We start from the raw sequence: 25,855 nt of genomic DNA, 5'->3' as shown, positions 1-25,855 counted from the left end.
CGTTCTGCGACCGAATATAGGGGTTTTCGTCGGCCTTGATAAGCCCTGCCCCCACCGCCTCCGCCGAAAGGCCGTGCAACCCAAGGAAGATTGCGCGGGAAGCCCTGCAAACTTACAGTTCCCGTACGAGGAAAGCCGTGTTATTGTGCTTTTATTAATGAAGGGTCCGCATAATGAACGGGCCCTCAGAGGCAGAAAGACCGGGACCGTGAGCAGAATCACCAAGAAAGTCCGCTTGGGACTGATGATCCTAATTGCCTGGGCCATGCCCCTGGCGGTGGCCGCAGCGCCTTTCGCGGCCTTCGTCATGGATGCGCGCAGCGGGCAGGAAATCTATGCCCGGAACGCGGATACGCGTCTGCATCCGGCTTCGCTGACCAAGATGATGACGCTTTACCTGGCGTTCAACGCCATCGAGCGCGGTCAGGTGCGGCTGGACAGCAAGTTTCTCGTCAGCAGCCACGCCGCCTCGCAGCCGCCGTCGCGACTTGGCCTCAAGGCCGGCCAGCGGATCGAGCTGCGCTACCTGATCCGGGCCGCAGCGGTGAAATCGGCCAATGACGCCGCCACCGTGATCGGCGAGGGGCTGGCCGGGTCCGAACCAAAATTCGCCGCGCAGATGACGCAGATGGCCAGGGCGCTCGGCATGCGCAACACGCATTTCCGCAATGCCAACGGCCTGACGACCGAGGGGCATTATTCGACCGCCCGCGACATGACCATCCTTGGCCGCCGGCTGTTCTATGATTTCCCGCAGTATTATTCGATCTTCTCGCGCCGCTCGGCGGATGCGGGCATCGCCACCGTCTCCAGCACCAACCGGCGTTTTCTGGACAGCTACGAGGGCGCGGACGGCATCAAGACCGGTTACACCCGGGCGGCCGGCTTCAACCTGACCGCCTCGGCCAAGCGCGGCTCGAAGCGCATCGTCGCAACCGTGCTGGGCGGCACCTCGACCGCACATCGCAACGCCACGATGGTCCAGTTGCTGGACGCCGGCTTCGGAAAGGCCCCCAACCGTGTGCGCGAGGTAAAGCCCGCGCCGCCGGTCTTCGTGGCCGAGAAGAAGGTGCGCCGCACCGTGCAGGTCGCCAGCGTCGCGCCAAGAACCGCATCCAGCGCCTCGACCGTGCGGCTCTCGTCCTCGGATCGCCCGGTGGCGCGGGCGTCGACCGTGGCCGTGGTCACGCCCGCGGCGATTTCCGCCGCCATCTCGCGCGCTCAGGCCGCCGCGGCGCCCAAGGCCAGCAGCAGCGGCGCGACACTTGCGGCCAGCGCACGGCCCAACCGCAAGCCGGGTACCGGCGCGGTCGTCACCAATGCCGCGGTCGATCCCGAGGTCCTGGCCCGCGCCGCCCGTCCCGAAGCCCGGCCCGAGGAAGGCGATGCCTCTGAACCCAGCGCAAGCGCGATCGACGCGGCTCGCCCTGCCCCGGCGCCGCGCGACGACCGCTCCGCCAGCCTGGCCGCGCCCGCCGAGACCGGCTCGCCCTCGCTTTTCGTGCAGACCGCCACGCCGCAGCCGGAAAGCATGGCCCTGTTCGAGGCGCCGGCACCGGCGCCGCGCTCGGACGCGATCATCCTGACCTCATTGGAACCCGAAGCCGGCAGCGAGCCCGAGACGACCGAAATCGTCACGCGCGAGGGCAGCACCGGCGGGAATTGGGGCGTGACGCTGGGCCTCTTCCGTTCGCAACGCGAAGCCGAACAGCTGCTGCTCAGGACCGCCCTGCAGGAAAGCGCGTCGCTGGGCAGCGCGCTCAGCCGGGTCGCCAATACCAAGCGCGGCTTCGAGGCGAATTTCGTCGGCATGTCCAAGGAAACGGCCGAGCTGGCCTGCAACCGCATTGCCGCCCGTCAGCAGGATTGCCGGGTGATCGGACCCTGATCCTGCACCGCCACCGACAAATTGCAGAAAACCCCGGCCGCAAGACCGGGGTTTTCCGTTTTCCCGCCCGGACGGTCGCGGCGTCACGGCTTGGGATGGTCGTCCCATTCCGAACTGAGGATCCGCTGCGAATCGCCCTTCGGATCCTCGTATTGGCGGCCGCGCAGCGCCCAGATGAAGGCCAGCAGGCCAAGCCCGCCAAGGGCCAGCGAAACCGGAATCAGGATGCCCAGGATCTGCATGATCTTCCCTTCCTTACCGCAGCCGCAGCGCGTTCAGCGTCACGCTGATCGAACTCAATGACATGGCCAGCGCCGCCATCAACGGGGTCGCGAAACCGGCGATGGCGAATGGCACCGCCACCACATTGTAGCCCAGCGAAATGGCGAAGTTCTCCTTGATCCGCCGCCGGGCATTGCGCGCAAGATCGAGAGCCTCGGCAACCGGAGCAAGATCGCTGCCCATCAGCACGATATCCGACGCGGTGCGCGCCGCATCCAGCGCCGAAGCGGGCGAGATCGAGACATGCGCCTCGGCCAGGGCGGCGGTATCGTTCAGCCCGTCGCCGACCATCAGCGCATGCAGCCCCTGCATGTCGAGATCGCGCAGCGCCTCGGCCTTGTCCAGCGGAGTGACGCCGGCCCGCCAATCCGCGATGCCCAGCCGCTGCGCCAGATCCCGAACCACCGGCGCCGCATCGCCCGACAACAGCATCACCCGCCGGCCCGATGCAAGCAGCCGCGCCACGCAGGTCTCGGCGCCCGGCCGCAGCCGGTCCGAGAATTCCAGCCGGATCGGCATCGCCTCTTGCCCAAGCGACAGCCAGCTTGCCGAAAGCGTCGCATCGCCATGCTCGGCCCCCATCCAGTCGGCGCGGCCCAGCCGCAGCTCGCGCCCCTGCCAGGTTCCGGCGATGCCATAACCCGGCACCTCGCGCAGATCGGTCAGCGCGGCGGGCTCGGTGCCGGCCTCGCGCAGCGCCTGCGTCAGCGCCTGCGACAAGGGATGCCCCGAGCCCTGCGCCAAGGCCAGCGCCGCGGGGCGGGCATCCATCGGGATCGGGTCGAGCGACACCAGTTGCGGCACGCCCATGGTCAGGGTGCCGGTCTTGTCGAAGACCACGGCATCGACCTCGGCCAGCCGCTCCAGCGCGGTTCCGTCCTTGATCAGCATGCCGCGCCGGAACAGCCGGCCCGAGGCCGCGGTGATCACCGCCGGCACCGCCAGTCCCAAGGCGCAGGGGCAGGTGATGATCAACACCGCCGCCGCCACGTTCACCGCCAGCCGCAGGTCGTGCGTGGTCAGATACCAGCCGAGAAAACTGCAGAAGGCCAGAAGATGCACCAGCGGCGAATAGAGCCGCGAGGCGCGGTCGGCGAGGCCGGTGTAATGGCCACGCGCCGATTCCGCCGCCGCCACCAGCGCCGTCAGCCGCGCCAGCGAGCTGTCGCGCCCGGCCGCGGTCACCCGCATGACCAGCGGTCCGGTCAGGTTCACCTCGCCCGCCGAAAGTGCGAGGCCGGGACCGGCGGGAACCGGAATGCTCTCGCCGGTCAAAAGCGAGCGGTCGATCTCGCTGCTGCCCTCGGCGATCTCGCCATCGGCAGGGATGCGGGCGCCGGGGCGGATGCGGATCAGGTCGCCGGGGCTCAGCTCGGCCACCGGCACCGGCTCGTCGCCCGCGGCGGTGACGCGGAAGGCGCGCGGCACCTCCAGCGCGGTCAGTTCCTCGGCGGCAGAGCGGGCGACGGCGCGGGTGCGATAATCCAGATAGCGCCCGATCAGCAGGAAGAAGCACAGCATCACCGCCGCGTCGAAATAGGCGTGATGGCCGGAATGCAGCGTCTCGTAGACCGAGATGGCGCTGGCCAGGATCAGCGCCAGCGAGATCGGCACGTCCATGCCCAGCCGGCCGTGCCGCAGCCCCCGCCAGGCGCTGGAGAAGAAGGGGCGGCCGGCGAAGGCCACGGTCGGCAGGGCGATGGCGCCGGAGATCCAGTGGAACATGTCGCGCGTCGCGGCCTCGGCCCCCGACCAGACCGCGACCGACAGGATCATGATGTTCATCATCGCAAAGCCCGACACGCCGATGCGCATCAGGATGTCGCGGCCCTGGCGGTCGGCGGCACTGGCCGACAAGGCGGCGGGGTCGAGCTCATGCGCCTCATAGCCGATGCTTTCGACCACCGGGATCAGCTCCTCGGCGGTCAGGCCGGGCGCATCCACGGCGACGCGGCGCAGCGTCAGGTTGACCCGCGCGGCGCGGACGCCGGGATGGCGGTTCAGCACCCGTTCGACATCGGTGATGCAGGTCGCGCAATGGATGGTCGGCAGCGACAGGATCACCTCGCCCTGCCCGCCCTTGGCCGCGGCGATCCGCTGCGCCAGCGGCGCCGCATCGCAGGCCGGACAGGCCGAAAGCCGGGCGTCGTGATCGTGCAGCGTGGCGTCCGACATCTCAGTTCACCCGGTTGCCGTGGTAATGGTCGATGCGCTGGCGAAACACGGTGCCATCCGGCGCGGTGGCGGTCAGGTGGATGTTCCACAACCCCGGTGCCAGTTCCAGCGGCGCATGGAACAACCCGCCCCGGTAGGTGAATTGCGGACGCTGGTCCTCGCGCAGATGGGTCGGGCGGCCGACTGTCACCTCAAGGGTGCTAACCGGGGCCGGGTTGCCCTGGCCGTCGCGGATCGCCAGCACCAGTTCCTGCCCGTCGTAATCCGGCGTCACCGTCCAGTTCAGCGCCGCCTGCGCGTTGCGGTCGCGGTCGAAGCTTTGCGAGGCGACATAGCTGTTCTTGACCTCGAGCCCCGGAAAGGTGCCGACCGCCTTGATCGCCATGAACAGGTTCACCGCGATGATGGTGCCGAATGCGGCCAGCGTGATCATCAGCACGTGGCGGCCGGTGAGTTCACGGGACATCATTCGCTCCTTCCGTGGAAGACGGTATCGACATGGGCGCGCTGCCCATCGGTGGCATCCTCGACCCAAAGCGTCAACTCTGCCTGGCCGCCCTCGGCCAGCGCCGAGGCCTTTTCGGCGGTGATATAGACCCGCTGGGTGTGGGTGCTGTCGGCCGTCACCCCGACCGCGGCACCCGGCAGACCCTCCAACACCAGGCTGACGCCCGGCGGCACCGCGCCGTCGGGGCCGGTGACCGAGACGGTGAAGTCGCGCGCATCGCCCTGCTTGTTGCGCAGCCGCAAGGCATAGGTGTTGCGGATCGCGCCATCGGCCATGGTGACGTAAAGCGGGTTGCGCACCGGCGTCACGTTCAGGTCGAAGGGCGAGCGCAGGAACAACGCCACCACCAGCGCCACGCCAATCCCGGCCCATAGGGTGAAATACAGCACCGTGCGCGGCCGCAGGATGTGCTTCATCAACGGCTTCGGCGCGGCGCCGGCGCGCTCGGCGGTCTCGTCCTTCAACGCCATGTAGTCGATCAGCCCGCGCGGCTTGCCGATCTTGTCCATCACCTCGTCGCAGGCGTCGATGCAAAGCGCGCAGGTGATGCATTCCATCTGCTGGCCGTCGCGGATGTCGATGCCCATCGGGCAGACGTTCACGCAGGCCATGCAGTCGATGCAGTCGCCCTTGGCGCCGCCGTCGGATTTCGTCGCCTCGCCCTTGTGCAGCTTGCCGCGCGGCTCGCCCCGCCAGTCGCGATAGGCGACGGTCAGCGTGTCCTCGTCCATCATCGCGGCCTGGATGCGCGGCCAGGGGCAGGCATAGATGCAGATCTGCTCGCGCGCGAAGCCGCCGAAGACGAAGGTGGTCGCGGTCAGGATGGCCATGGTGGTGTAGGCGGCCGGATGCGCCTGGCCGGCGAGCAGGTTGCCCAGAAGCGTCGGCGCATCGGTGAAATAGAAGATCCAGGCGCCGCCGGTCGCCAGGGCGATCAGCAGCCAGATCAGCCATTTCGTCACCCGCAGCCGCGCCTTCTTCGCGTCCCAGGGCGCGTTCCACAGCCGCAGCCGGGCGTTGCGGTCGCCCTCGACCCAGCGCTCGGTCAGGATGAACAGATCGGTCCAGACCGTCTGCGGGCAGGCATAGCCGCACCAGACCCGCCCCAGCGCCGACGTGAACAGGAACAGCCCCAGCCCGGCCATGACCAGCAGCCCGGCCACGAAATAGAATTCATGCGGCCAGATCTCGATCCAGAAGAAATAGAAACGGCGGTTGGCCAGATCGACCAGCACCGCCTGGTCGGGCATGCCGGGGCCGCGGTCCCAGCGGATCCAGGGCGTGACGTAATAGATCGCCAGGGTCACCGCCATGATGATCCATTTCAGGTTGCGAAACCAGCCCTTGACCCGGCGCGGGAAGATCGGCTCTCGGGCGGCATACAGACGTGGCGGGTCGATGTCGGGATTCGACATGGTTGGCTCCTGTTCGCGTGTCTCGGGTATAGGACCTGACCGTGCGGGCGCATTGATCTGTGTCAAGCGCGGGCGCGTCGGCTTATACCGAAGGCGAGACCGCTGCGGCATGGGCCGCATTGTCGCATCCCGCAGCCAAAAAAAGCGGGGGCCGGCTTGTGCCGGACCCTGCCCTGGCCTTTGATAGGAACACCGGCCCCCCTGGAAACGCGCGAACAGGACGGGGGGCCGGTGCCTCCGGGGCCGGTCGCCCGGCCGCGGATCTCGGGATTTCTGCGCCTCGGCGGCCTATTCGCCGCCGCCGAGGCTGTGGACATAGGAGGCCACGGCGCGGATGTCGGCCTCTGACAGCCGGCCGGACCAGGCCGGCATCACGCCATAAGGCCCGTCATGCACGATCCGGGAGATCGTTGCCTGGTCGGAACCGTAGAGCCAGACCGCATCGGTCAGGTCCGGGGCGCCCTGGGCCCGGTCGCCACTGCCGTCCTCGGCATGGCAGGACGAGCAGTTGTCGGCAAAGACCGTCGCGCCCTCGGCCGCCAGCGCGGCGTCATGCGGCAGGCCACCCAGTGCCAGAACATGGTTCACCACCTGGCCGATCTGCGCGTTCTCCAGCAACTCGTCGGTGCCGAAGCGCGGCATCTCGGAATAGCGGGTCTCCTCGTCCTTGGGATCGCGGATGCCGTGCTGGATGGTGGTGTGGATCTCCTCCAGCGTGCCGCCCCAGAGCCAGTCGTTGTCCAGCAGCGTCGGATAGCCCGAAGCCCCGCCGGCACCCGAGCCGTGGCATTGCGCGCACCAGGTCCGGAAGATCGCGGCGCCGGCATTGGCGGTGTAATTCGCCAGATCCGGATCGGCGGCGATCTCCTCCAGCGGGGTCTCGACCAGCCTGGCCTGGATCGGGGCATTGGCTTCGTTGAAGCGCTGGATCTCGACCGCGACGTCGGCGCGGTAGTTCTGACCCAGCAGGCCCTGAGTGGCGCCGGTCAGCAGCGGAATCGCCGGATAGGCGACGACATAGGCCAGCCCCCAGACGATGGTGGCGTAGAAGGTCCAGAGCCACCAGCGCGGCAGCGGGTTGTCATATTCCTCGATCCCGTCCCAGCTATGGCCGGTCGAGGGCACCTCGACCACCTTGCGCGCGCCCTTGCGGTCCCGCACGACGCGGGTGGCGCCGGGGCGCGGCATCGGCTTGTGCAGCGGCTCACCCTCGGGCCCCTTGGGCGGATGCGCCAGGATCTGGGCCTCGTGCTTCGCATCCGCGGCCAGGCGCTCCAGTTCGATGCGGTTGTCGGGATTCTGGGGGCTGGTGTGCTCGTCATCGGTGTCGGCCATCACTCGACCTCCTTTTCGCGCGCGGCGGCGGGCGTTTTCTCATTGCGGAAGATGCTTTCCGCCGCGTCGCGGTGCAGCGGGCGCGAGCCGGGCCGGAAGGCGAAAACGACCGTGCCCAGGAAAAACAGCACCAGCAGCAGCAGCACCCAGCTGTCGGCCAGTTCGCGCAGGAAGGAATAGCTGTCCATGGCGGGCCTCAGCGGTTCGGATCGGGCTCGAAGGTCGAGAAATCGACCATGGTGCCCAAGACCTGCAGATAGGCGACCAGGGCGTCCATCTCGGACACGCCGGGGCGGCGGTCGAAATTGCGCTGCTGCGCGCCGGGATAGCGCTCCTCGAGCCCCGAGGCATCGGCATCCGGATCGGCCTGGGCGCGGAAGTCGGCGGCGGCATTCGTCACCATGACCTCGTCATAGGGCACGCCGACCAGCGCATCGGTCCTGAGCCGCTGCCCCATGTTCGAGGCGTCGATGAGCCGGTCGTGCAGGAAGCCGTATTTCGGCATGATCGATTCCGGCACCACCGCCTGCGGGTCGGTCAGGTGGTCGATATGCCATTCGTCCGAATAGCGGCCGCCGACGCGGGCCAGGTCCGGCCCGGTGCGCTTGGACCCCCATTGGAACGGGTGGTCATACATCGACTCGGCCGCCAGGCTGTAATGGCCGTAACGCTCCACCTCGTCGCGCATCGGCCGGATCATCTGGCTGTGGCAGACATAGCAGCCCTCGCGCACGTAGATGTCGCGGCCCTTCAGCTCGAGCGGCGTATAGGGGCGCATGCCCTCGACCTTCTCGATGGTGTTCTGCAGGTAGAACAGCGGCGCGATCTCGACGATGCCGCCGATGGTGACGACGAGGAAGGAAAAGACCAGCAGCAGCGTGGCGTTCTTTTCAAGGACCTTGTGCTTTTCAAGAATGGCCATGATCCGTCCTCACTCTGCCGGGACCGCGACCGTGGTCGCCTGGGTCTTGGGTTGCTTGGCGACGGTGGCCCAGAGGTTGTAGCACATGATCAGCGCACCGCTGAGATAGAGCACCCCGCCCAGGCCACGGACAACGTTCATCGGGAATTTCGCGGCGACCGTGTCGGCGAAGGCGTTGACCAGGAAGCCCTGGCTGTCGACTTCGCGCCACATCAGCCCCTCCATGATGCCCGAGACCCACATCGAGGCGGCGTAGAGCACCAGGCCGATGGTGGCGAGCCAGAAATGCCAGCTGACCAGCGCGGTCGAATAGAGCCGGTCCCGACCCCAGAGCCGCGGCGTCAGGTAATAGAGCGCGCCGAAAGTGATCATGCCGTTCCAGCCCAGGGCCCCGGAATGGACGTGACCGATGGTCCAGTCGGTGTAGTGGCTCAGCGAGTTCACCGCCTTGATCGACATCATCGGCCCTTCAAAGGTCGCCATGCCGTAGAAGCCGACGGCCACCACCATCATGCGGATGATCGGATCGGTGCGCAGCTTGTCCCAGGCGCCCGAGAGCGTCATCAGCCCGTTGATCATGCCGCCCCATGAAGGCATCCACAGGATGATCGAGAACACCATGCCCAGCGTCGAGGCCCAGTCGGGCAGCGCGGTATAGTGCAGGTGGTGCGGACCGGCCCAGATATAGAGGAAGATCAGCGCCCAGAAGTGGATGATCGACAGCTTGTAGCTGTAGACCGGACGCTCGGCCTGCTTGGGGATGAAGTAATACATCATGCCCAGGAAGCCGGCGGTCAGGAAGAAGCCCACCGCGTTGTGGCCATACCACCATTGCGTCATCGCATCCTGCACGCCCGAGAAGAGCTGCACGGATTTCGAGCCGAAGGGGCTGACCGGGATCGCCAGGTTATTGACGATATGCAGCATGGCGATGGTCACGATGAAGGACAGGTAGAACCAGTTCGCCACGTAGATATGCGGCTCTTTCCGTCTCAGGATGGTGCCCAGGAACACGGCCAGATAGACGACCCAGACCACGGTCAGCCACCAGTCCACATACCATTCGGGTTCCGCATATTCCTTGGACTGCGTGGCGCCCAGGATATAGCCGGTCGCCGCCAGCAGGATGAAAAGCTGGTAGCCCCAGAACACGAACCAGGCCGCGTTGCCGCCCCAGAGCCGCGCCGCCGAGGTGCGCTGCACGACATAGAACGAGGTGGCGATCAGCGCATTGCCGCCAAAGGCGAAGATTACCGCCGAAGTATGCAGCGGCCGCAGCTTGCCGAAATTGGTATAGCCCATGGTCCAGTCGCTGAGGTTCAGCGCCGGGAAGGCCAGCTGGAAGGCGATGATCACGCCGACAAGGAAACCCACCACGCCCCAGACGGCGGTCGCGATGACGCCGGCGCGCACCACACCATCCATGTATTGCGTCTCGGGATGCGGTTCGAGCGAGGGTTGCCCGTTGCCCATCTGGCGCAGCACCCGCAGGAACATGACGCCCGCGGCCAGCATGACGATCAGCGCGTTCACCATATAGGCGGGATCGTCGGGTCGCGCGTAATTGGCGCCGAGCGCGGCCAGAACCGCAATCGTGCCAAGCGCGATCAGCTTGATGGTATCCAACATAAAATCCGTGTCCTTCATCCTGTGCCGACCGTCTCCCGAATCGCGTGGCGCCGCGCCCCGGAATCAGATCGACATTGCCCCTTCTACCGTTGCACGGTTTTGTGAGACTTTGATCTGTATCAATCGGTACCCGTTAATAAGGTGTAAAATCGCCGCATATCCGGCAGGATGTCGCAGCCAGCCCATCCCGCACCGGAGAGCGACGACAGGCGCACCAAAGCGCCGAAAGGAGAGGATAATGGGCTACAAGACCATCCTGACCGTCTTGACCGACATGTCGCAGCATCATCAGCTTGATGCCGCCGTCGCCATGACCCGACGCGAGGATGCGCATCTCGACGTGTTCTGCATGGGCGTCGATCACACGCAGAGCGGCTATTACTATGCCGGCGCCTCGGCCTATGTGTTCCAGGAATCGATCGACAAGGCGATGGCCGCCGCCAGCGAGCTGGAAGAAAAGGTCCGCGAGAAGCTGAACCCCGAGGACGTGCGCTGGTCGGTCGATTCGGCAGTCGCGCAGGTCGGCGGGCTGTCGACGCTGGTCGGGATGCGGGCGCGCTATTCCGACCTGGTGGTGTTGAACCGCCCCTATGGCGACGGCGCCACCCCCGATGCCGAGGCGGTGACCGAGGCGGCGTTGTTCGAGGGTTCGGCGCCGGTGCTGATCGTGCCGGACGACCTGAAGGAACCGTTCGGCAAGAAGATCATGATCGCCTGGAACCAGTCGAACGAGGCGATGGCCGCCGTGCGCAGGGCCATGCCGCTGCTGATGGCGGCCGAAAACGTCGAGATCACCGTGATCGACCCCTCGCCCAACGGACCAGAACGCTCGGACCCCGGCGGGGCGCTGTGCCAGATGCTGACCCGCCACGGCGTCAAGGCCGAGATCGCGGTGCTGGCCCGCACTCTGCCGCTGATCAGCGACATCCTGAACCGCCGCGCCACCGAGATCGGCGCCGACATGCTGGTGATGGGCGCCTATGGCCATTCGCGATTCCGCCAGGCGATCCTGGGCGGCGCGACGCGCAACATGCTGGAAAAGGCGCAGGTGCCGGTGCTGATGGCGCGCTGAGCGGCGCAGCAAAAAGCCCCCGGAAGCCTCCGGGGGCGCTTCGGCACCGATTCGAGACGGTCAGCTCAGCGGTCCGCCGTCGGAATCGTCGCCGCTTTCCAGCACCAGCTTCTGGAACGAGGGCACGATCACCCGCCGCTTGCCTTCCAGTTCGATCACCCCTTCGCGCTTCAGCGCGCTCATCTGCCGGCTGACGGTTTCCAGCGTCAGGCCCAGGTAATCGGCCATCGCCTCGCGCGTCAGCGGCAGCTCCAGGGCGATGCGGCCCTCGGGCCGGCGCTTGAGCAGCGCCGCCTCGCGCCGGGCCAGGATGACCAGAAGCGAGGCGATCTTTTCGCGCGCCGATTTCCGGCCCAGAAGCAGCAGCCAGTCGCGGGCGGCGTCCAGCTCGTCCAGCGTCATTTCCAGCAGCCGGCTGGCAATGCGGGGATTGTCGATCAGCAGCTTCTCGAAGGGCTTGCGGCGAAAGCAGCACAGCATCAGGTCGCTGGTCGCCGTGACCGTATAGGCGGCGAATTCGCGCCCCGGCCGGCCAAGGAAGTCGCTGGGCAGCAGCAGCCCGACCATCTGCGTGCGCCCGTCCTCGAGCTGCTGGGTCAGGCCGGCCATGCCCGAGACGACCGAGCCCACGAAATCCATCCGGTCGCCGGCCCAGGTGACGACCTGCCCGGCATCGTAGCGCCGGTAGAATTTCATGCCTTCCAGCTCGTCCAGCTCATCACCTTCGCAATGTGCGCAGACGGCCCGGTAGCGGATGGGGCAGATTTCGCAGGGTTGCTGCGTCGCACAGATGGCGGCGGTCTGTTGCATTTGATTTGTGTCAAGGTCCTGGCGCGGGTTCTGGGCATATATAGCATTATGGAACAGCAATCGCAACTTGAGCGGCTGGGACTGTTTGACGCGCGGGTGCCGCGCTATACCAGCTATCCCACCGCCCCGCATTTCACCACCGCCGTGGGCGAGCCGGTCTTTCGCGACTGGATCGCCGCGATCCCGGCCGGCGCCTCGATCTCGTTGTATATGCACGTACCTTTCTGCCGGCGGCTGTGTTGGTTCTGTGCCTGCCGCACGCAGGGTACGCAGTCGGACGAGCCGGTGCGCGCCTATGCCCAGGCCCTGCTGGCCGAACTCGACATGCTGAAAGCAGCCCTGGCGCCGGGCGTCAGATTGTCGCGGCTGCATTGGGGCGGCGGCACGCCGACACTGATGCCGGCCGAGATGATGCGGCTGGTCGCCGGCGCCGTGCTGGACAGCTTCCCGCTGGCCGAAGGCGCGGAATTCTCGGTCGAGATCGATCCGAACGAGATCGACGAGGCGCGCATGGATGCGCTGGCCGAGGCCGGACTGACCCGCGCCTCGATCGGCGTGCAGGATTTCGATCCCGAGATCCAGAAGGTCATCGGCCGCGAGCAGAGCTTCGAGGTGACGAAACGCGCCGTGGACATGATCCGCGACCGCGGCATCGCCAGCCTGAACGCGGACATTCTTTACGGCCTGCCGCATCAGGATCCGCACCGCATCGCCGAATCGGTGCAGAAGCTGCTGGCGCTGTCGCCCGACCGGGTGGCGCTTTACGGCTATGCGCATGTGCCCTGGATGGCCAAGCGCCAGGTGATGATCCCCTCCGAGGCGCTGCCCGACCCGCATGGCCGGCTGCGGCTGTTCGAGACGGCGCGCGCGTTGTTCCTGGCCGACGGCTATGACGAAATCGGCATCGACCATTTCGCCCGCCCCGGCGACGGGCTGGCGCGCGCGCAGAAGGCCGGGCTGCTGCGCCGCAACTTCCAGGGCTATACCGACGACCGGGCCGAGGTGCTGGTAGGCTTGGGCGCCTCGTCGATCTCGCGCTTCCCGCAAGGCTATGCGCAGAACGCCCCGGCCACCGGCGCGCATCTGGGCAAGATCCGCGACGGCCGCTTCTCGACCACGCGCGGCCACGCCTTCACCGCCGAGGATCGCTGGCGCTCGCGGATGATCGAGGCGCTGATGTGCGATTTCGAGATCCGGGCCGAGGAATTCATTCGCGACCATGGTTTCGACGCGGCAAGCCTGGGCCGGGTCTTCGCCCCGGTGGTGGCGCATTTCGGTGAGATGGTCGAAGCCGACGCCGCCGGTTTGCGCATCACCCCCAGGGGACGGCCGTTGACCCGGATGATCGCCCGGATGTTCGACGGCTACGACATGGCGGCCTCGGGTCATTCCGCCGCGATCTGACGTTAATGGCGATGGCCGTCATGGTCGTCGCCGCAAGCCTCGCCCGCGCGTTCGGTCTCGATGGTGGCATGGTCGATGCCGAAATCGCGCCGCAGCAGGGCCTTGACCCGGCGCACCGTCAGCACCGGATCGGCACCCCCGGCGATGACCAGATGCGCCGACAGCGCCGTGCGCCGTTCGTCGATCTGCCACAGATGCAGGTGATGCGCGGCGGCCACGCCCTCGACACCGGCCATGGCGCCGATCAGCGCCGCGTGGTCGACCCCGGCGGGCGCGGCCAACATCAGCATGCGCATCACCGGCCCGATCTCCCGGCCGATATGCCACAGGATCACCGCCGAGATCAGCAGCGTCAGCACCGGGTCGGCGAGATTCCAGCCGAAGGCCCAGATCAGCGCCCCGCCCAGGATCACCGCGACCGAGACCGCCGCATCGGCCAGGTTGTGCAGGAAGGCGGCGCGGATGTTCACACTGTCCTTCGAGGCACGCCAGACCAGCGCCGCCGTGGCCATGTCCACCAGCAGCGCGAAGCCCGCCAGTGCCATGACCAGCCCGCCCGCGACCTGCGGCGGCTCGACCAGCCGCCCCAAGGCCTCGATCCCCAGCCAAACCGAGACCGCGATCAGCGCGATATAGTTGACGAAGGCCGCGACGATCTCGGCCCGCCCCCAGCCATAGCTCATCTCGGGGCTGGCGGGCCGCCGCGCCAGCCGCCGGGCACCGAAGGCCAGAACCAGCGCCAGCGCATCCGAGAGATTATGCACCCCGTCCGCGATCAACGCCGTGGAATCGGCGACATAGCCGCCGAGGATCTGCGCCCCGGTCAGCATCAGGTTGACCACCACCGCAATCAGGATGGTGCCGTCGCCCGCCCCACCCGGCAGATGCGAATGACCGTGCCCGCCCTCATGCGCATGCGAATGGCCCATTCCACCCTCCCTTGCCGGCTTCTTCGTTGCCCCAACACCCCTGCGGCCGCGCAGCCCGCGCGCCCGCCGGCCGTCAATGCGCCTCGGCCCAGTTCAGCCCGTGCCCGGCATCGACGATCAGCGGCACGTCCAGCCGGACCGCGGGATCGGCCGCACCCTGCATGACCCCGCGCGCCGCCTCGACCAGTTCGGGCACCGCGCTTTCCTCGACCTCGAAGACCAGTTCGTCATGCACCTGCAGCAGCATCCTGGCCGGCAGACGCGCGACGGCCTCCGGCATGCGGATCATCGCCCGGCGGATGATGTCGGCCGCCGCGCCCTGGATCGGGGCGTTGATCGCGGCGCGGCGCGCGCCGCCGGCCGCCGGCCCCGACTGGTTGATGCCCGGCGTCATGATCCGCCGCCCGAACAGCGTGCGCACGAACCCGTCCTGCTTCGCGCCGGCCACGGTGCGGTCCATATAGGCGCGGATCTCGGGGAACCGCTCGAAATAGGTGTCGATGAAGCTCTGCGCCTCGGCACGCGGGATGCGCAGGTTGCGCGCCAGGCCGAAGCCCGAGATGCCGTAGATCACCCCGAAATTGATCGCCTTGGCGCGGCGGCGGATCATCGGGTCCATGCCCTCGACCGGCACGCCGAACATCTGGCTGGCGGTCATGGCATGGATGTCGATGCCGTCATGAAAGGCCTGTTTCAGCGCCGGGATCTGCGCCACATGCGCCAGGATCCGCAACTCGATCTGGCTGTAGTCGAGGCTAACCAGCCGCATCCCCGGCCCGGCGACGAAGGCTTCGCGGATGCGCCGCCCCTCATCGGTTCTGACCGGGATGTTCTGCAGGTTCGGATCGGTCGAAGCCAGCCGTCCGGTCTGTGCGCCTGCGATGGAATAGCTGGTGTGCACGCGCCCGGTCTCGGGGTTCAGATGCAGGGGCAGCGCATCGGTATAGGTCGATTTCAGCTTCGAGATCGCGCGCCAGTCCAGCACCCGCGCCGGCAAGGCGTGGCCCTCGGCGGCCAGATCCTCCAGCACCTCGGCGCCGGTGGAAAAGGCGCCGGTCTTGCCCTGCTTGCCGCCGGCCAGGCCCATGCGCTGGAACAGGATCTCACCCAGCTGCTTGGGGCTGCCGACGTTGAACGGACCGCCGGCCAGCTCGTGGATCTCGGCCTCCAGCCCGGCCATCTTCTGCGCAAAGGCGTTGGACATGCGCTTCAGATGCTCTGAATCGATGCGGATGCCGGCCATCTCCATATCGGCCAGCACGCCGATCATCGGCCGCTCCAGCCGCTCATAGGCGGTGGCGACACGGTTCGGGGCCAGCTTCGGGCGCAAGTGATGCCACAGCCGCCAGGTCACCTCGGCATCCTCGGCGGCATATTCGCTGGCCTTGTCGATCGCCACCTGCGCGAAGCTGATCTGCGCCTTGCCCGAGCCGATCAGCTCCTTGATCGGCAGACAGCGATGGCCCAGATACAAGTCGGCCAGCTCGTCCATGCCATGGTTATGCGCCCCGGCGTTCAGCGCATAGGACAGCAGCATGGTATCGTCCAAAGGCGCCATGCGGATGCCATAGCGGGCCAGCACCTTCCAGTCATACTTGATGTTCTGGCCGATCTTCAGCACCGAAGGATCCTCCAGCACCGGCTTCAGCATCGCCAGCGCCCGGTCCAGATCCATCTGCCCCGCGGCCCGGGCGCCCGAGCCGAAAAGGTCGGCGGCGCCATCGACATGGCCCAGCGGCAGATAGGCCGCCCGCCCGGGCCCGGTGCAAAGCGAAACCCCGACCAGTTCGGCCCGCATCTCGTCCAGCCCGGTGGTCTCGGTGTCGATGGCGACCACGCCTTGCCCGGAGATCTCGGCCAGCCACTCGGCCAGCGTGGCCTCGTCGCGGATGGTGACGTAAAGGCCGCGGTCGATGGCCGGCAGTTCGGCGACGGGCGCAACCGGCTCGGCGCTGGCCGCCGGGGCCGCCACCTCGGCCAGGGTCGGCGCCTCGGTCCCGAAACGCTCGGCCACCCGCTTCGACAGGGTGCGCAGCTCCATCCGGGTCAGGAATTCCAGCAGCGTCTCGGGATCGGGCTCGCGGATCTCCAGGCTTTCCAGGCTGAAATCCAGCGCCATGTGGCAATCCAGCTCGACCAGGCGCTTCGAGATGCGGATCTGCTCGGCATGGTCGATCAGGGTCTGGCGACGCTTGGGCTGCTTGATCTCGCCCGCGCGCGCCAGCAGGCTCTCCAGGTCGCCATATTCCTCGATCAGCTGCGCGGCGGTCTTGATGCCGATCCCGGGCGCGCCCGGCACGTTGTCGACGGAATCGCCGGCCAGGGCCTGGACGTCCACCACCCGCTCGGGCCCGACGCCGAACTTCTCGCGCACCTCGTCGGGGCCGATGGGCTTGCCCTTGATCGGGTCCATCATCTCGACGCCGCCGCCGACCAGCTGCATCAGGTCCTTGTCGCTGCTGATGATGGTGACGCGCCCGCCGGCATCGCGCGCCCGGCAGGACAGCGCCGCGATGATGTCGTCGGCCTCGTAGCCCTCGGTCTCGATGCAGGCGATGTTGAAGGCCCGCGTCGCCTCGCGGGTCAGGGGAAACTGCGGCCGCAGATCCTCGGGCGGCTCGGGCCGGTTCGCCTTGTAGAGCGGATAGATGTCGTTGCGGAAGGTCTTGGCGCTATGGTCGAAGATCACCGCGGCATGGGTCGGCTGGTCCGAGCCCGAGCCGTCCTGGATATATTTCCACAGCATGTTGCAGAAACCGGCGACCGCCCCGATCGGCAGCCCGTCCGAGCGCCGGGTCAGCGGCGGCAGCGCGTGATAGGCGCGAAAGATGAAGGCCGAGCCGTCGATCAGATGCAGGTGATGGCCCTTGCCGAATACGTCCGTCATCTGCGCCCCATCCTTCTGCCGGCAATCCACGGCCCCTTGATGCCATGAAGCGCCGACCGGGCCAAGACCGGCCCCCGCCTTCACTGTTTCACAAATACTCCCGCCGGAGGCCGGCAACCGCGCCGTCCCCGGGCAAGGCCCGCCATGATGCGGGATCAGTGATCGTCGTGGGCGTGTTCGCGATCGACGACGAAGCGCTTGTCGCAATAGCCGCATTCGACCCAGCCGGTATCCTGCGGAATGGCCAGCCAGACGCGCGGATGGCCCAGGCCCCGCGCCTCGTCGCCGTCGCAGGCGACCTTCCAGCGGGTGACGGTCTGGATCTCGGGGGCCGGGATGGTCATGGCGGTTCCTTGAGCTTTGACGACAAACGCGGTTAAACCGGCGGCGATCATAATGAACGCGAAGAGCCGATGCCAGCCCCCGCAAGCAGTCCGAACGCCATCGAAATCACAGGCCTGACCAAGACCTATGCCGCCGCCGGCAAGGCGCCGGCGAAACAGGCGCTGAAGGGGCTCGACCTGGCGATTCCCGCCGGCTCGATCTTCGGCCTGCTGGGGCCGAACGGTGCCGGCAAGTCGACCACGATCAACATCCTGGCCGGGCTGGTGCGCAAGACCGCCGGCCGGGTGACGATCTGGGGCTTCGACCAGGACGTGAACCCGCGCCAGTCCCGCGCCGCCATCGGCGTCATGCCGCAGGAGCTGAACATCGACCCGTTCCTGACCCCCCGCGCCAGCCTCGAGGTGCAGGCCGGGCTCTACGGCGTGCCAAGACGCGAGCGCTGGACCGACGAGCTGCTGGAGCTGGTCGGGCTGACCGACCAGGCGGAAAGCTATTCGCGCCACCTGTCGGGCGGCATGAAACGGCGGCTGCTGCTGGCCAAGGCGCTGGTGCACCGGCCGCAGATCCTGGTGCTGGACGAACCGACGGCGGGCGTCGACATCCAGCTGCGCGAGATGCTGTGGCGCAACGTGCGGCGGCTGAACGACCAGGGCATGACCATCATCCTGACCACGCATTACCTGGAAGAGGCCGAGCAGATGTGCGACCGCATCGCCATCATCGACCATGGCGAGCTGATCCTCTGCGAGGAAACCGCCGCCCTGCTCGGCCGCGCCGATTCCAAGACGCTGGTCGTCGATACCGGCGATGCCCGCGCCCTGCCCGCCCTGCCCGAGGGCGTGCGGGCCGAGCGGCGCGGCGACGGCCGGCTTGCGCTCAGCTACGCGCCATCGCGCATCCCGGCAGACCGGCTGATCGACGCGCTGCGCGAAGCCCGGCTGCCGATCCGCGACGTCGCGGTCGAGGCGCCGGACCTCGAGGACGTCTTCGTCCAGCTGACCTCGCGCCCGCCGCCTCAGGCCGGCTGAACCATCCGCCCCATCGGCCGGCCGCCCAGGATATGCATGTGGAAATGCGGCACCTCCTGCACGCCATGTTCACCGGCATTGGTGATGGCGCGGAAGCCTTGCCCGCCCTCCAGCGTCACGCCCAGATCGCGCGTGACCCGGGCGACGGCGCGGTGGAAATCCACGATCTCGGCTTCCGAGGCATTGGCGGCGAAATCGTCATAGCTGACATAGGCGCCCTTGGGGATCACCAGAACATGCACCGGCGCCTGCGGGCGGATGTCGCGGAACACCAGCGTATGCTCGGTCTCCAGCACCGTGTCATTGGGGATCTCGCCGCGCAGGATGCGGGCGAAGATGTTGCTGTCGTCATAGGCGGGCATGGCGGTTCTCTCCTCAATCATCGAACAGATATTCGGTCGCGGCCAGCTTCAGCGCCGCATCGGGCGGCAGATCGAGGAAGCGGGCGAGCTGCGCGGCATTCTCCTCGGCCGAGCGCCAGGGGGCCACGGAATGGAAGGCCGAGAAATCCATGTCGCGCAGGCGTTCGGCCTCGTGCTCCAGATCGGCGCGCACCGTCGGCAGCAGCCGCTCGACCACCTCGGGCGCGGTCTGCGCGCCGGCCAGCCCGACCCGGTCGATATGGCCGCGCAGGTAATCGTCGTCGAATTGCGAATCGATCAGCAACAGCCGGGTGTCGGCCTTGTCCGACATCAGATCCTGGATCAGATGCAGCGCCGAGGGGTCCAGGCAGATCACCAGCTGATTCGATTCGAACTGCTCGAACAGCAACCGGATCAAGGCGCGGCGATGCCGGTCGCGCTTTTCGATCGTGGTCTCGACCCCGCCCAGGTCGGGCAGATGCGCCTCGGGCTCGTTGAACAGGAAATCCACCGCCGGGATGGTGCTGTGCTGCCGGATCGCCGCGGTCAGCCGCTTGGCCGCATGCCATTTCTTTGCCACCACCAGCAGCAGCGTGTTGTCGCGGCCCAGGCTGCCCTCGGTCTCCCAGAAGCGCTGGCCGAAGCGGCGCCCGACCCGGCCCCGCGCGGTCAGGAAGCGAAACAGCCCGCTCGCCTCGTTCGAGATCGGGAAATGCACCCCGGTGGCGGCCCAGAGCGCCCCCAGCCGCTCGCGCAGGCGGATCGCTTCGGGGCTGATCTTGCGGGCGAACAGGTAGTTCTGCCCGATCAGCAGGTCGTAATGGTCGTTATAGAAGGTGACCGGCATCCCGTAATCGGTGAAGACCAGATAGGTCAGCGTCCGGGCACGGAGCTCGCGCCGCGGCACCACATGCGGCACGATGGTCTGGAAGAAGGTCTCGTCCGGGATCCAGGTGGTCGAGAAGAACCGCAGCACATCCGGACGGCTGGCGCAAAATTCCAGCACCTTCTCGACGGTCTGGCGGCGCAGGCACCACCATTGCGAGCCGATCATGACCTGGATGTCGGCCGGCACCTTGCGGCTGAAGCCGAAGCGCTTCTGCAAATCGTAGCTGGTGTAGAACAGCCATTTCCGCGTGCGTTCGTTGAACCAGTGCCGATAGATCAGCCGCTCTTCCTTGAAGCCGGTCTTGATCCAGTCCGATTCGAAGAAGTCGAAATTCTCGATATAGTCGCAATCCTCGGCGTCCAGGAAGGCATGGGCGTATTCGGCCGATTTGATCGGCATGCAATCGCCCGACAGCATGTAGAAATGCGTGGCCTGCGGAAAGGCGACGACGGCGGCGCGCACCGCCTCCAGCGTGGCGCCGACCAGCGACCACTCGCCCCAGCCGCATTTCCAGCGCCGCTGCGCGAAGACCACCGAGGGATTGTCCCCCAGCGCCGCGCGAATCCGTTCGAAATCCCGGGAACTGGCGCGGCCGTCGAAATGGATCGAGACATAGTCGCCCGAGGCGGTCAGCCGCTGCGCCTGCGCGATGACGCCCTTGGGGTCCTTGTGGCAGAGCAGAATGAAGGCGATCCGTGCCATGCTATTTCACCGTCCTGTCCGATCCACGCGCCCGAACGCTCTGCAGCAGGTTGAATCTCTGCCGGCGATTTGCTTTGTGTCCTTACCGATTTTGGCTGGACGGGCAACCCGGGCGTGTGCCTTGCCCATGCCAGGCGCAGAGATTTGAAGGGGAAGATGAGAATGGGTTTCCCAGGAACCTGGATGACGGAAAGCGCCAGCATGGTCTATCGCGTGGTCCCGAAATGCGCCTGCTCCTCGATCGGGCAGATCATGTTCTATTCCGACCATGGCCGCTATTTCGACGGCGACATCCACGATTCCACCAGCGGCCTGCACAAGTGGAACCAGGACGAGAGCCAGCCGCTGATCGAGGCAAACGTCAAGGCCCACAAATCCCTGACCTTCACCTGCGTCAGGAACCCCTATGCGCGCATCCTGTCCTCGTTCTTCGACAAGATCGCCGGCATCCAGAGAAACGGCAAGCGCTATCGCGGCAACCTGGTGCCGCAGCTGATCCAGCGCTACGGCGTCGACGTGGGCAGCCCCGAGAACAGCTTCGAATTCGACCAGGTCGCCAGCTTCCGCCGCTTCCTGCTGTTCGCGCGCGACACCATCCGCTGGCGCCGGCCGATGGAGCCGGACATCCACTGGTCGGCCATGTCCGGCCATATCTCGACCTTCATCGTGAACGGCGGCCGCTACGACCAGATCTTCTTTACCGAGAAGTTCAACGACGGCATGCAGAAAGTGCTGGACGCCGCGCCGACGCCGGTGAAGCTGGACGTGAACGACGTGCCCAAGTTCAACGAATCGGAAGGCCACGGGCCCAAGCGCGCCCACAAGGTCAGCGACTATTTCGACGACCTGTCGCGGCACTTGGTCTGGGAAATCTACAAGAAGGATTTCCAGCTGTTCAAATACGACTTCGACGATCCCGACAACAAGCTCCCCCGGCACGAGATCGACCTGGACGAGATCCACGCCAAGCTGGGCCGCTGAGCCCCCGCGGGGCCGGTCCGGGGCTCCGGCCGCCGCCTTCCGTTTGCCCGATATTCCCGTCGGGCCAGCGCCGCGACGCAAGGCTTTCGCCTTCCTCGCGCCGCGGCCAAGTTTTCCCTTGCGAAAAACCAGAAACGCGCTATTTTCCCGCCTTCATTCGACCGGCGGGGGATGACCCGGACCGTTGCCCCCGTGCGCGCTGCCCTGTTTCGCGCCTTGCGGCCGACGCTCTCTTGGCCTATGCCCCGCCCCAGAACCGAAATCAGAATCCGGGGCCGCCCAGCCGGGTTGCCCCCCGAACCCCTTGAGGTTGAGACATGGCCGTCCCTCAGAACCGAGTTACCCGGTCCCGCCGCAACATGCGCCGTTCGCATGACGCGCTCGTTGCCGGCAACCCGAACGAATGCACCAATTGCGGCGAACTGAAGCGCCCGCATCACGTCTGCCCCTCCTGCGGCCATTACGCCGATCGCGAGGTCGTCGCGCAGGCCAACGAGGTCGACCTGGACGAAGACGCGGCCTGAGCGGACTGACCGCGGATATGGCTTCGGCAGATACCAGCGCTCTGCCGCGCGCCCCCGGCGACGGGGACGGCGTGGTGATCTCGGTTGACGCGATGGGTGGCGACCGGGGCCCGGCGACGGTGATCGCCGGCATGGCCGAGAGCGCCGGAAAGAACCCCGATATCCGCTTCATCGTCCACGGCCCCCGGGCCGAGCTGCAGCGGCTGATCGGCCGCCGCGGCGACCTGCTGCAGCGTTGCGACATCCGCGACGCGGCCGGCGTGGTGTCCATGGGCGACAAGCCCAGCCAGGTGCTGCGCAAGGGCGAGGGCACCTCGATGTGGTCCGCCCTCGAATCGGTGCGTCAGCGCGAGGCGACCGCCGCCGTCTCTTGCGGCAATACCGGCGCGCTGATGGCGCTGTCCATGCTGCGGCTGCGCAAGCTGCCCGGCGTGAACCGGCCGGCCATCGCCTGCCTGTGGCCCTCGCGCAATCCGCAGGGTTTCAACGTCATGCTGGATGTCGGCGCCGATATCCGCGCCGATGCGCAGGATCTGCTGACCTATGCTCTGATGGGCGCCTCTTACGCCCGCAACGGTTTCGGGCTGGAGCGGCCGCGCGTTGGCCTGCTGAATGTCGGCACCGAGGAACACAAGGGCCGGCCCGAGCTGAAACAGGCCCATGAACTGATCCCCACCACGGCGCAGGCGGCGAATTTCGACTATGTCGGTTTCGTCGAGGGCGGCGACCTGCCCTCGTCCCGCGTCGATGTGATCGTGACCGACGGCTTCACCGGCAATGTGGCGCTGAAGACCGGCGAGGGCACCGCGAAACTGGTCGGAGATCTTCTCAAGGAAGCCTTCGGCAAGTCGGTGATGTCGAAATTCGCCGCGCTTCTCGCCATGGGCTCGCTCAAGCGGCTGCAAAAGCGGATCGACCCGCGCCGCGTCAACGGCGGCGTCTTTCTGGGGCTGAACGGGACGGTGGTGAAATCGCACGGCTCGGCCGATGCGACCGGCGTCTCGGCAGCCATCAAGCTGGCCTTCCGGCTGGCGCAATCCGGATTCCAGGACCGGCTGGCGGCGCGCGTGGCGCAATCCGTCGCGGCGGCAGGCCAAATCAACGGCAGCAAGGAAAGCGAGGCGTCCTGATGCGGCGTGCGATCGTCCGGGGAACCGGCCATTACCTGCCCGAACGCGTGATCGAGAACAGTTGGTTCGAGGACAAGCTGGACACCAGCGACGAATGGATCCGCACCCGCACCGGGATCGAGCGGCGCCATTTCGCGGCCGAGGGCCAGCGCACCAGCGACCTCGGCATTCTCGCCGCCCGGGCCGCGCTCGACAAGGCCGGCATCGCCGCCGACCAGATCGACGCGGTGATCGTGGCCACCTCGACCCCCGACCTGACCTTCCCCTCGGTCGCGACCATGGTCCAGGCGGGGCTCGGGATGCGCGGCGGCTTCGCCTATGACCTGCAGGCGGTCTGCGCCGGCTTCGTCTATGCGCTGGCCAATGCCGATGCGATGATCCGCGCCGGCTTGGCCGAGCGGGTGCTGGTCATCGGCGCCGAGACCTTCAGCCGCATCATGGACTGGACCGACCGCGGCACCTGCGTGCTGTTCGGCGACGGCGCCGGCGCGGTGGTGCTGGAGGCGGCGGAAGGCGACGGCACCTCGGCCGATCGCGGCATCCTCGCCACCGATCTGAACAGCGACGGGCAATATCGCGACCTGCTTTATGTCGATGGCGGCGTCGCCTCGACCGGCACGGCCGGGCATCTGCGCATGCAGGGCAACCTGGTCTTCCGCCACGCGGTCGAGAAACTGGCCGACACCGCCCACCGGGCGCTGGACAAGGCCGGGCTGACGCCCGAGGACGTGAGCTGGCTGGTGCCGCACCAGGCCAACCTGCGCATCATCGAGGCCACCGCCAAACGCATGCACCTGCCGATGGCAAAGGTGGTGCTGACCGTGGCCGATCACGGCAACACCTCGGCCGCCTCGATCCCGCTGGCGCTGTCGGTGGCCGATGCCGAAGGCCGCTTCAAGCCCGGCGACGTGCTGGTGGCCGAGGCCATCGGCGGCGGCCTGGCCTGGGGTTCGGTCGTCCTGCGCTGGTAAGCCGTTATTTCAGCTGCGAATCCTTCGAGCCGCGCCGATTGATCCCGGCCGCCGGCCGCCAGGCCTTGTCGCGGCCCGACTGACAGTCCACGCAAAGCCGCACCCCGGGAATCGCCTGCCGCCGCGCCTCGGGGATCGGCTCGTCGCATTCGTCGCAGAACGCCGCACTCTCGCGCGTCACGCGCTGCGCATTGCGTTGCCGCATCCGCTCGATCGCCTCCCGAGTCGAGACGTCGATCTGTTCGTTCACCGCGTCGTCGCGGGCCCAGCCACCAGCCATGACATTCCCGTTTCACTTGTGCTTCTTCTACCAAGATAGGACGAGAATCCCGCCGTTCCAAGCGGCAGGCAGCGCAGCTTGCGCAGCGCCCCGCCGGTAAGGCGCGAATAATGCGGAACAAAATCGGGGTTCCAGGGAACGGAATCGGGTCGGGGTTGTTGACTTGGCGCCGTAAAGAAATCATCCTTCCCACCATTCAAGAGGTTTCCGAGATGAGCGACACTACCCTGACCCGCATGGACCTGGCCGAGGCGGTGTTCCGTGAGGTGGGCCTCTCCCGCCACGAATCGGCCCAACTTGTCGAAAGCGTGCTCGGCCATATCTCGGACGCGCTGGTGCGCGGCGAGCAGGTCAAGATCTCCTCTTTCGGCACCTTCTCGGTGCGCGACAAGAATGAACGCATCGGCCGCAACCCCAAGACCGGGGAGGAAGTCCCCATCACGCCCCGCCGGGTGCTGTCCTTTCGCCCCTCGCATCTGATGAAGGACCGCGTGGCCGCCGGGAACAGGCGCAAGGGCTGATGAGCAAATCCCCCGACGCCTTTCGTTCCATCGGAGAGGTTTCGCGCCTCGTGGGCGTCGCGCCGCATGTGCTGCGCTATTGGGAAACGCAATTTTCGCAGCTTTCGCCGGTCAAGCGCGCCGACGGGCGCCGCTATTACCGGCCCGATGACGTGCGCCTGGCCGCCGGCCTTTGCCAGGTGATGCGCGAGGAAGGGCTGAGCATTCGCGGCGCCAAGCGATTGATCGCCGCCGACCGCGGCGCCGGCCTGCGCGAGATCGGCGCCGCGCGCCTGGGCGAAAGCCTTGCCGAGGAGACTGCGGCCGAGCGTCCCGTCCGCACCCCGGCCGTGCGTCTGGCCGTCCCCGATCCGCAGGCCGAAACCCCGCAAGGGGCGGATATCCCGGCCGTGCCCGCCGCTTCGGCCGCGAAACCGCCCCGCCCCGCGCCCCGCCCCCCCCGGCAGACCGAATCGCTGCCGCTTTTCGCCGGTCTGGAACGGCCGCTGGCGACCGGCTGGCTCGGCCGCCTCGCCGCCACCGCGGCCGGCCTGCGCGGCTGCGAATTGCAGGGCCGGCCCCTGCCCGCCCAAGCCGGGGCCCTGCGCGCCGCGCTGCAGGGCGCCCGCTAAGCCGCATGGCGGATGCGTTTCCCGCCCAGGGCCGCAGCCTGTCCGCAGCAATCAGGATTCTTGCCGAAATTTCCGTGCTTCGCCCCTTGTGCTGGCCGCCCGCTTCGCTCTATATGCCCCTCGTCGGGCCGTGGCGCAGCCTGGTTAGCGCGTCCGTCTGGGGGGCGGAAGGCCGCGAGTTCGAATCTCGCCGGCCCGACCATTCCGAAAACGCCCATCCCCGTCCGGGGGTGGGCGTTTCCTTTTGCCGAAAGG

25 protein-coding genes and 1 tRNA gene are annotated in these 25,855 nt (G+C 67.2%); 11 read left to right on the top strand and 15 right to left on the bottom strand.

What is annotated here, in order from left to right:
* The first annotated feature begins 265 nt into the window (after nucleotides 1-265).
* On the top strand, nucleotides 266-1,888 hold the full coding sequence (locus NBE95_RS15210) for a serine hydrolase (RefSeq protein WP_289895945.1): 1,623 nt from the start codon (nucleotides 266-268) through the stop codon (nucleotides 1,886-1,888).
* A gap of 83 nt (nucleotides 1,889-1,971) precedes the next feature.
* On the opposite strand, the gene ccoS is transcribed toward NBE95_RS15210, so the two are convergent.
* The 8 genes from ccoS to ccoN all read right to left on the bottom strand — a co-directional run bounded on the left by ccoS (nucleotide 1,972) and on the right by ccoN (nucleotide 10,154).
* Nucleotides 1,972-2,130 carry a cbb3-type cytochrome oxidase assembly protein CcoS gene (ccoS, locus tag NBE95_RS15205; protein ID WP_019353195.1) on the bottom strand — a complete coding sequence of 53 codons (159 nt, stop codon included), beginning with the start codon at nucleotides 2,128-2,130 and terminating at the stop codon, nucleotides 1,972-1,974.
* A gap of 13 nt (nucleotides 2,131-2,143) precedes the next feature.
* On the bottom strand, nucleotides 2,144-4,345 hold the full coding sequence (locus tag NBE95_RS15200) for a heavy metal translocating P-type ATPase (protein ID WP_289895073.1): 2,202 nt from the start codon (nucleotides 4,343-4,345) through the stop codon (nucleotides 2,144-2,146).
* A gap of 1 nt (nucleotide 4,346) precedes the next feature.
* Nucleotides 4,347-4,811: a FixH family protein gene (locus NBE95_RS15195; protein ID WP_289895072.1), complete on the bottom strand. Its 465-nt coding sequence runs from the start codon at nucleotides 4,809-4,811 to the stop codon at nucleotides 4,347-4,349.
* Nucleotides 4,811-6,268 (bottom strand): cytochrome c oxidase accessory protein CcoG, encoded by a 1,458-nt coding sequence (gene ccoG / locus NBE95_RS15190; RefSeq protein ID WP_289895071.1) that lies wholly within the window; start codon nucleotides 6,266-6,268, stop codon nucleotides 4,811-4,813. Before ccoG ends, NBE95_RS15195 begins: the two co-directional genes overlap by 1 nt.
* Before the next feature lie 288 nt (nucleotides 6,269-6,556).
* Nucleotides 6,557-7,603, bottom strand: a complete 1,047-nt coding sequence (gene ccoP / locus NBE95_RS15185) for a cytochrome-c oxidase, cbb3-type subunit III (protein ID WP_289895070.1) — start codon at nucleotides 7,601-7,603, stop codon at nucleotides 6,557-6,559.
* Nucleotides 7,603-7,791, bottom strand: a complete 189-nt coding sequence (locus NBE95_RS15180) for a cbb3-type cytochrome c oxidase subunit 3 (protein WP_019352316.1) — start codon at nucleotides 7,789-7,791, stop codon at nucleotides 7,603-7,605. Before NBE95_RS15180 ends, ccoP begins: the two co-directional genes overlap by 1 nt.
* An 8-nt stretch (nucleotides 7,792-7,799) precedes the next feature.
* On the bottom strand, nucleotides 7,800-8,525 hold the full coding sequence (gene ccoO / locus NBE95_RS15175) for a cytochrome-c oxidase, cbb3-type subunit II (RefSeq protein WP_289895069.1): 726 nt from the start codon (nucleotides 8,523-8,525) through the stop codon (nucleotides 7,800-7,802).
* Nucleotides 8,526-8,534: 9 nt separating this feature from the next.
* On the bottom strand, nucleotides 8,535-10,154 hold the full coding sequence (gene ccoN, locus NBE95_RS15170) for a cytochrome-c oxidase, cbb3-type subunit I (protein ID WP_289895068.1): 1,620 nt from the start codon (nucleotides 10,152-10,154) through the stop codon (nucleotides 8,535-8,537).
* A gap of 238 nt (nucleotides 10,155-10,392) precedes the next feature.
* Between ccoN and NBE95_RS15165 the strand changes: the two genes are divergently transcribed.
* Nucleotides 10,393-11,226, top strand: coding sequence for a universal stress protein (locus NBE95_RS15165; RefSeq protein WP_289895067.1), 834 nt, complete (start codon nucleotides 10,393-10,395; stop codon nucleotides 11,224-11,226).
* Between the two features lie 60 nt (nucleotides 11,227-11,286).
* On the opposite strand, the gene fnrL is transcribed toward NBE95_RS15165, so the two are convergent.
* Complete coding sequence (fnrL, locus tag NBE95_RS15160; protein ID WP_289895066.1) at nucleotides 11,287-12,036, bottom strand: transcriptional regulator FnrL; 750 nt, start codon at nucleotides 12,034-12,036, stop codon at nucleotides 11,287-11,289.
* A 48-nt stretch (nucleotides 12,037-12,084) separates the two neighbouring features.
* Between fnrL and hemN the strand changes: the two genes are divergently transcribed.
* The gene (hemN, locus tag NBE95_RS15155) at nucleotides 12,085-13,440 is read left to right on the top strand and encodes an oxygen-independent coproporphyrinogen III oxidase (protein WP_289895065.1); all 1,356 of its coding nucleotides are present in this window, start codon (nucleotides 12,085-12,087) and stop codon (nucleotides 13,438-13,440) included.
* A 2-nt stretch (nucleotides 13,441-13,442) separates the two neighbouring features.
* On the opposite strand, the gene NBE95_RS15150 is transcribed toward hemN, so the two are convergent.
* The 3 genes from NBE95_RS15150 to NBE95_RS15140 all read right to left on the bottom strand — a co-directional run bounded on the left by NBE95_RS15150 (nucleotide 13,443) and on the right by NBE95_RS15140 (nucleotide 17,600).
* Nucleotides 13,443-14,369, bottom strand: a complete 927-nt coding sequence (locus tag NBE95_RS15150; RefSeq protein WP_289895064.1) for a cation diffusion facilitator family transporter — start codon at nucleotides 14,367-14,369, stop codon at nucleotides 13,443-13,445.
* A 73-nt stretch (nucleotides 14,370-14,442) separates the two neighbouring features.
* Complete coding sequence (polA, locus tag NBE95_RS15145; protein ID WP_289895063.1) at nucleotides 14,443-17,256, bottom strand: DNA polymerase I; 2,814 nt, start codon at nucleotides 17,254-17,256, stop codon at nucleotides 14,443-14,445.
* A 155-nt stretch (nucleotides 17,257-17,411) separates the two neighbouring features.
* The gene (locus tag NBE95_RS15140; RefSeq protein ID WP_289895062.1) at nucleotides 17,412-17,600 is read right to left on the bottom strand and encodes a zinc-finger domain-containing protein; all 189 of its coding nucleotides are present in this window, start codon (nucleotides 17,598-17,600) and stop codon (nucleotides 17,412-17,414) included.
* 69 nt (nucleotides 17,601-17,669) lie between these two features.
* On the opposite strand from NBE95_RS15140, the gene NBE95_RS15135 reads away from it, so the two are divergent.
* Complete coding sequence (locus tag NBE95_RS15135) at nucleotides 17,670-18,629, top strand: ABC transporter ATP-binding protein (protein WP_289895061.1); 960 nt, start codon at nucleotides 17,670-17,672, stop codon at nucleotides 18,627-18,629.
* On the opposite strand, the gene NBE95_RS15130 is transcribed toward NBE95_RS15135, so the two are convergent.
* Together NBE95_RS15130 and NBE95_RS15125 are read right to left on the bottom strand one after the other, a co-directional pair.
* The gene (locus NBE95_RS15130) at nucleotides 18,617-18,991 is read right to left on the bottom strand and encodes a histidine triad nucleotide-binding protein (protein ID WP_019352952.1); all 375 of its coding nucleotides are present in this window, start codon (nucleotides 18,989-18,991) and stop codon (nucleotides 18,617-18,619) included. The two genes, NBE95_RS15135 and NBE95_RS15130, sit on opposite strands and share 13 nt — an antisense overlap.
* 13 nt (nucleotides 18,992-19,004) lie before the next feature.
* Nucleotides 19,005-20,582 (bottom strand): DUF5928 domain-containing protein, encoded by a 1,578-nt coding sequence (locus NBE95_RS15125; protein WP_289895060.1) that lies wholly within the window; start codon nucleotides 20,580-20,582, stop codon nucleotides 19,005-19,007.
* A 162-nt stretch (nucleotides 20,583-20,744) separates the two neighbouring features.
* On the opposite strand from NBE95_RS15125, the gene NBE95_RS15120 reads away from it, so the two are divergent.
* The 4 genes from NBE95_RS15120 to NBE95_RS15105 all read left to right on the top strand — a co-directional run bounded on the left by NBE95_RS15120 (nucleotide 20,745) and on the right by NBE95_RS15105 (nucleotide 24,188).
* A complete protein-coding gene (locus NBE95_RS15120) occupies nucleotides 20,745-21,563 on the top strand; it encodes a sulfotransferase family protein (protein WP_289895059.1) in 819 nt (272 codons plus the stop codon).
* Between the two features lie 317 nt (nucleotides 21,564-21,880).
* Nucleotides 21,881-22,087, top strand: coding sequence for a 50S ribosomal protein L32 (rpmF, locus tag NBE95_RS15115; protein WP_155037761.1), 207 nt, complete (start codon nucleotides 21,881-21,883; stop codon nucleotides 22,085-22,087).
* Between the two features lie 17 nt (nucleotides 22,088-22,104).
* Nucleotides 22,105-23,217, top strand: coding sequence for a phosphate acyltransferase PlsX (gene plsX / locus NBE95_RS15110; RefSeq protein ID WP_289895058.1), 1,113 nt, complete (start codon nucleotides 22,105-22,107; stop codon nucleotides 23,215-23,217).
* Nucleotides 23,217-24,188 carry a beta-ketoacyl-ACP synthase III gene (locus NBE95_RS15105; RefSeq protein WP_289895057.1) on the top strand — a complete coding sequence of 324 codons (972 nt, stop codon included), beginning with the start codon at nucleotides 23,217-23,219 and terminating at the stop codon, nucleotides 24,186-24,188. Before plsX ends, NBE95_RS15105 begins: the two co-directional genes overlap by 1 nt.
* Before the next feature lie 4 nt (nucleotides 24,189-24,192).
* Here NBE95_RS15105 and NBE95_RS15100 read toward each other — a convergent pair whose 3' ends face one another.
* Nucleotides 24,193-24,468, bottom strand: a complete 276-nt coding sequence (locus tag NBE95_RS15100) for a DksA/TraR family C4-type zinc finger protein (protein WP_289895056.1) — start codon at nucleotides 24,466-24,468, stop codon at nucleotides 24,193-24,195.
* A 212-nt stretch (nucleotides 24,469-24,680) separates the two neighbouring features.
* Between NBE95_RS15100 and ihfA the strand changes: the two genes are divergently transcribed.
* The 3 genes from ihfA to NBE95_RS15085 all read left to right on the top strand — a co-directional run bounded on the left by ihfA (nucleotide 24,681) and on the right by NBE95_RS15085 (nucleotide 25,802).
* Nucleotides 24,681-24,989 (top strand): integration host factor subunit alpha, encoded by a 309-nt coding sequence (ihfA, locus tag NBE95_RS15095; RefSeq protein ID WP_289895055.1) that lies wholly within the window; start codon nucleotides 24,681-24,683, stop codon nucleotides 24,987-24,989.
* Nucleotides 24,989-25,600, top strand: a complete 612-nt coding sequence (locus NBE95_RS15090; protein ID WP_289895054.1) for a MerR family transcriptional regulator — start codon at nucleotides 24,989-24,991, stop codon at nucleotides 25,598-25,600. The genes ihfA and NBE95_RS15090 overlap by 1 nt, the downstream gene beginning before the upstream one ends.
* 124 nt (nucleotides 25,601-25,724) lie before the next feature.
* A tRNA-Pro gene (locus tag NBE95_RS15085) sits at nucleotides 25,725-25,802 on the top strand.
* Nucleotides 25,803-25,855: the final 53 nt, after the last annotated feature.

The organism is Paracoccus sp. TOH (assembly GCF_030388245.1).
Classification (GTDB): domain Bacteria; phylum Pseudomonadota; class Alphaproteobacteria; order Rhodobacterales; family Rhodobacteraceae; genus Paracoccus; species Paracoccus simplex.
Note: the sequence above shows the minus strand (reverse complement) of the source record. Positions and strands in the feature narration are given on the sequence as shown.

Bases quoted from the DNA above. Each gene is read 5' to 3' on its own strand.
- NBE95_RS15210 (WP_289895945.1), top strand. From the start codon at position 266: ATGCCCCTGGCGGTGGCCGCAGCGCCTTTCGCGGCCTTCGTCATGGAT.
- ccoS (WP_019353195.1), bottom strand. From the start codon at position 2,130: ATGCAGATCCTGGGCATCCTGATTCCGGTTTCGCTGGCCCTTGGCGGG.
- NBE95_RS15200 (WP_289895073.1), bottom strand. From the start codon at position 4,345: ATGTCGGACGCCACGCTGCACGATCACGACGCCCGGCTTTCGGCCTGT.
- NBE95_RS15195 (WP_289895072.1), bottom strand. From the start codon at position 4,811: ATGTCCCGTGAACTCACCGGCCGCCACGTGCTGATGATCACGCTGGCC.
- ccoG (WP_289895071.1), bottom strand. From the start codon at position 6,268: ATGTCGAATCCCGACATCGACCCGCCACGTCTGTATGCCGCCCGAGAG.
- ccoP (WP_289895070.1), bottom strand. From the start codon at position 7,603: ATGGCCGACACCGATGACGAGCACACCAGCCCCCAGAATCCCGACAAC.
- NBE95_RS15180 (WP_019352316.1), bottom strand. From the start codon at position 7,791: ATGGACAGCTATTCCTTCCTGCGCGAACTGGCCGACAGCTGGGTGCTG.
- ccoO (WP_289895069.1), bottom strand. From the start codon at position 8,525: ATGGCCATTCTTGAAAAGCACAAGGTCCTTGAAAAGAACGCCACGCTG.
- ccoN (WP_289895068.1), bottom strand. From the start codon at position 10,154: ATGTTGGATACCATCAAGCTGATCGCGCTTGGCACGATTGCGGTTCTG.
- NBE95_RS15165 (WP_289895067.1), top strand. From the start codon at position 10,393: ATGGGCTACAAGACCATCCTGACCGTCTTGACCGACATGTCGCAGCAT.
- fnrL (WP_289895066.1), bottom strand. From the start codon at position 12,036: ATGCAACAGACCGCCGCCATCTGTGCGACGCAGCAACCCTGCGAAATC.
- hemN (WP_289895065.1), top strand. From the start codon at position 12,085: ATGGAACAGCAATCGCAACTTGAGCGGCTGGGACTGTTTGACGCGCGG.
- NBE95_RS15150 (WP_289895064.1), bottom strand. From the start codon at position 14,369: ATGGGCCATTCGCATGCGCATGAGGGCGGGCACGGTCATTCGCATCTG.
- polA (WP_289895063.1), bottom strand. From the start codon at position 17,256: ATGACGGACGTATTCGGCAAGGGCCATCACCTGCATCTGATCGACGGC.
- NBE95_RS15140 (WP_289895062.1), bottom strand. From the start codon at position 17,600: ATGACCATCCCGGCCCCCGAGATCCAGACCGTCACCCGCTGGAAGGTC.
- NBE95_RS15135 (WP_289895061.1), top strand. From the start codon at position 17,670: ATGCCAGCCCCCGCAAGCAGTCCGAACGCCATCGAAATCACAGGCCTG.
- NBE95_RS15130 (WP_019352952.1), bottom strand. From the start codon at position 18,991: ATGCCCGCCTATGACGACAGCAACATCTTCGCCCGCATCCTGCGCGGC.
- NBE95_RS15125 (WP_289895060.1), bottom strand. From the start codon at position 20,582: ATGGCACGGATCGCCTTCATTCTGCTCTGCCACAAGGACCCCAAGGGC.
- NBE95_RS15120 (WP_289895059.1), top strand. From the start codon at position 20,745: ATGGGTTTCCCAGGAACCTGGATGACGGAAAGCGCCAGCATGGTCTAT.
- rpmF (WP_155037761.1), top strand. From the start codon at position 21,881: ATGGCCGTCCCTCAGAACCGAGTTACCCGGTCCCGCCGCAACATGCGC.
- plsX (WP_289895058.1), top strand. From the start codon at position 22,105: ATGGCTTCGGCAGATACCAGCGCTCTGCCGCGCGCCCCCGGCGACGGG.
- NBE95_RS15105 (WP_289895057.1), top strand. From the start codon at position 23,217: ATGCGGCGTGCGATCGTCCGGGGAACCGGCCATTACCTGCCCGAACGC.
- NBE95_RS15100 (WP_289895056.1), bottom strand. From the start codon at position 24,468: ATGGCTGGTGGCTGGGCCCGCGACGACGCGGTGAACGAACAGATCGAC.
- ihfA (WP_289895055.1), top strand. From the start codon at position 24,681: ATGAGCGACACTACCCTGACCCGCATGGACCTGGCCGAGGCGGTGTTC.
- NBE95_RS15090 (WP_289895054.1), top strand. From the start codon at position 24,989: ATGAGCAAATCCCCCGACGCCTTTCGTTCCATCGGAGAGGTTTCGCGC.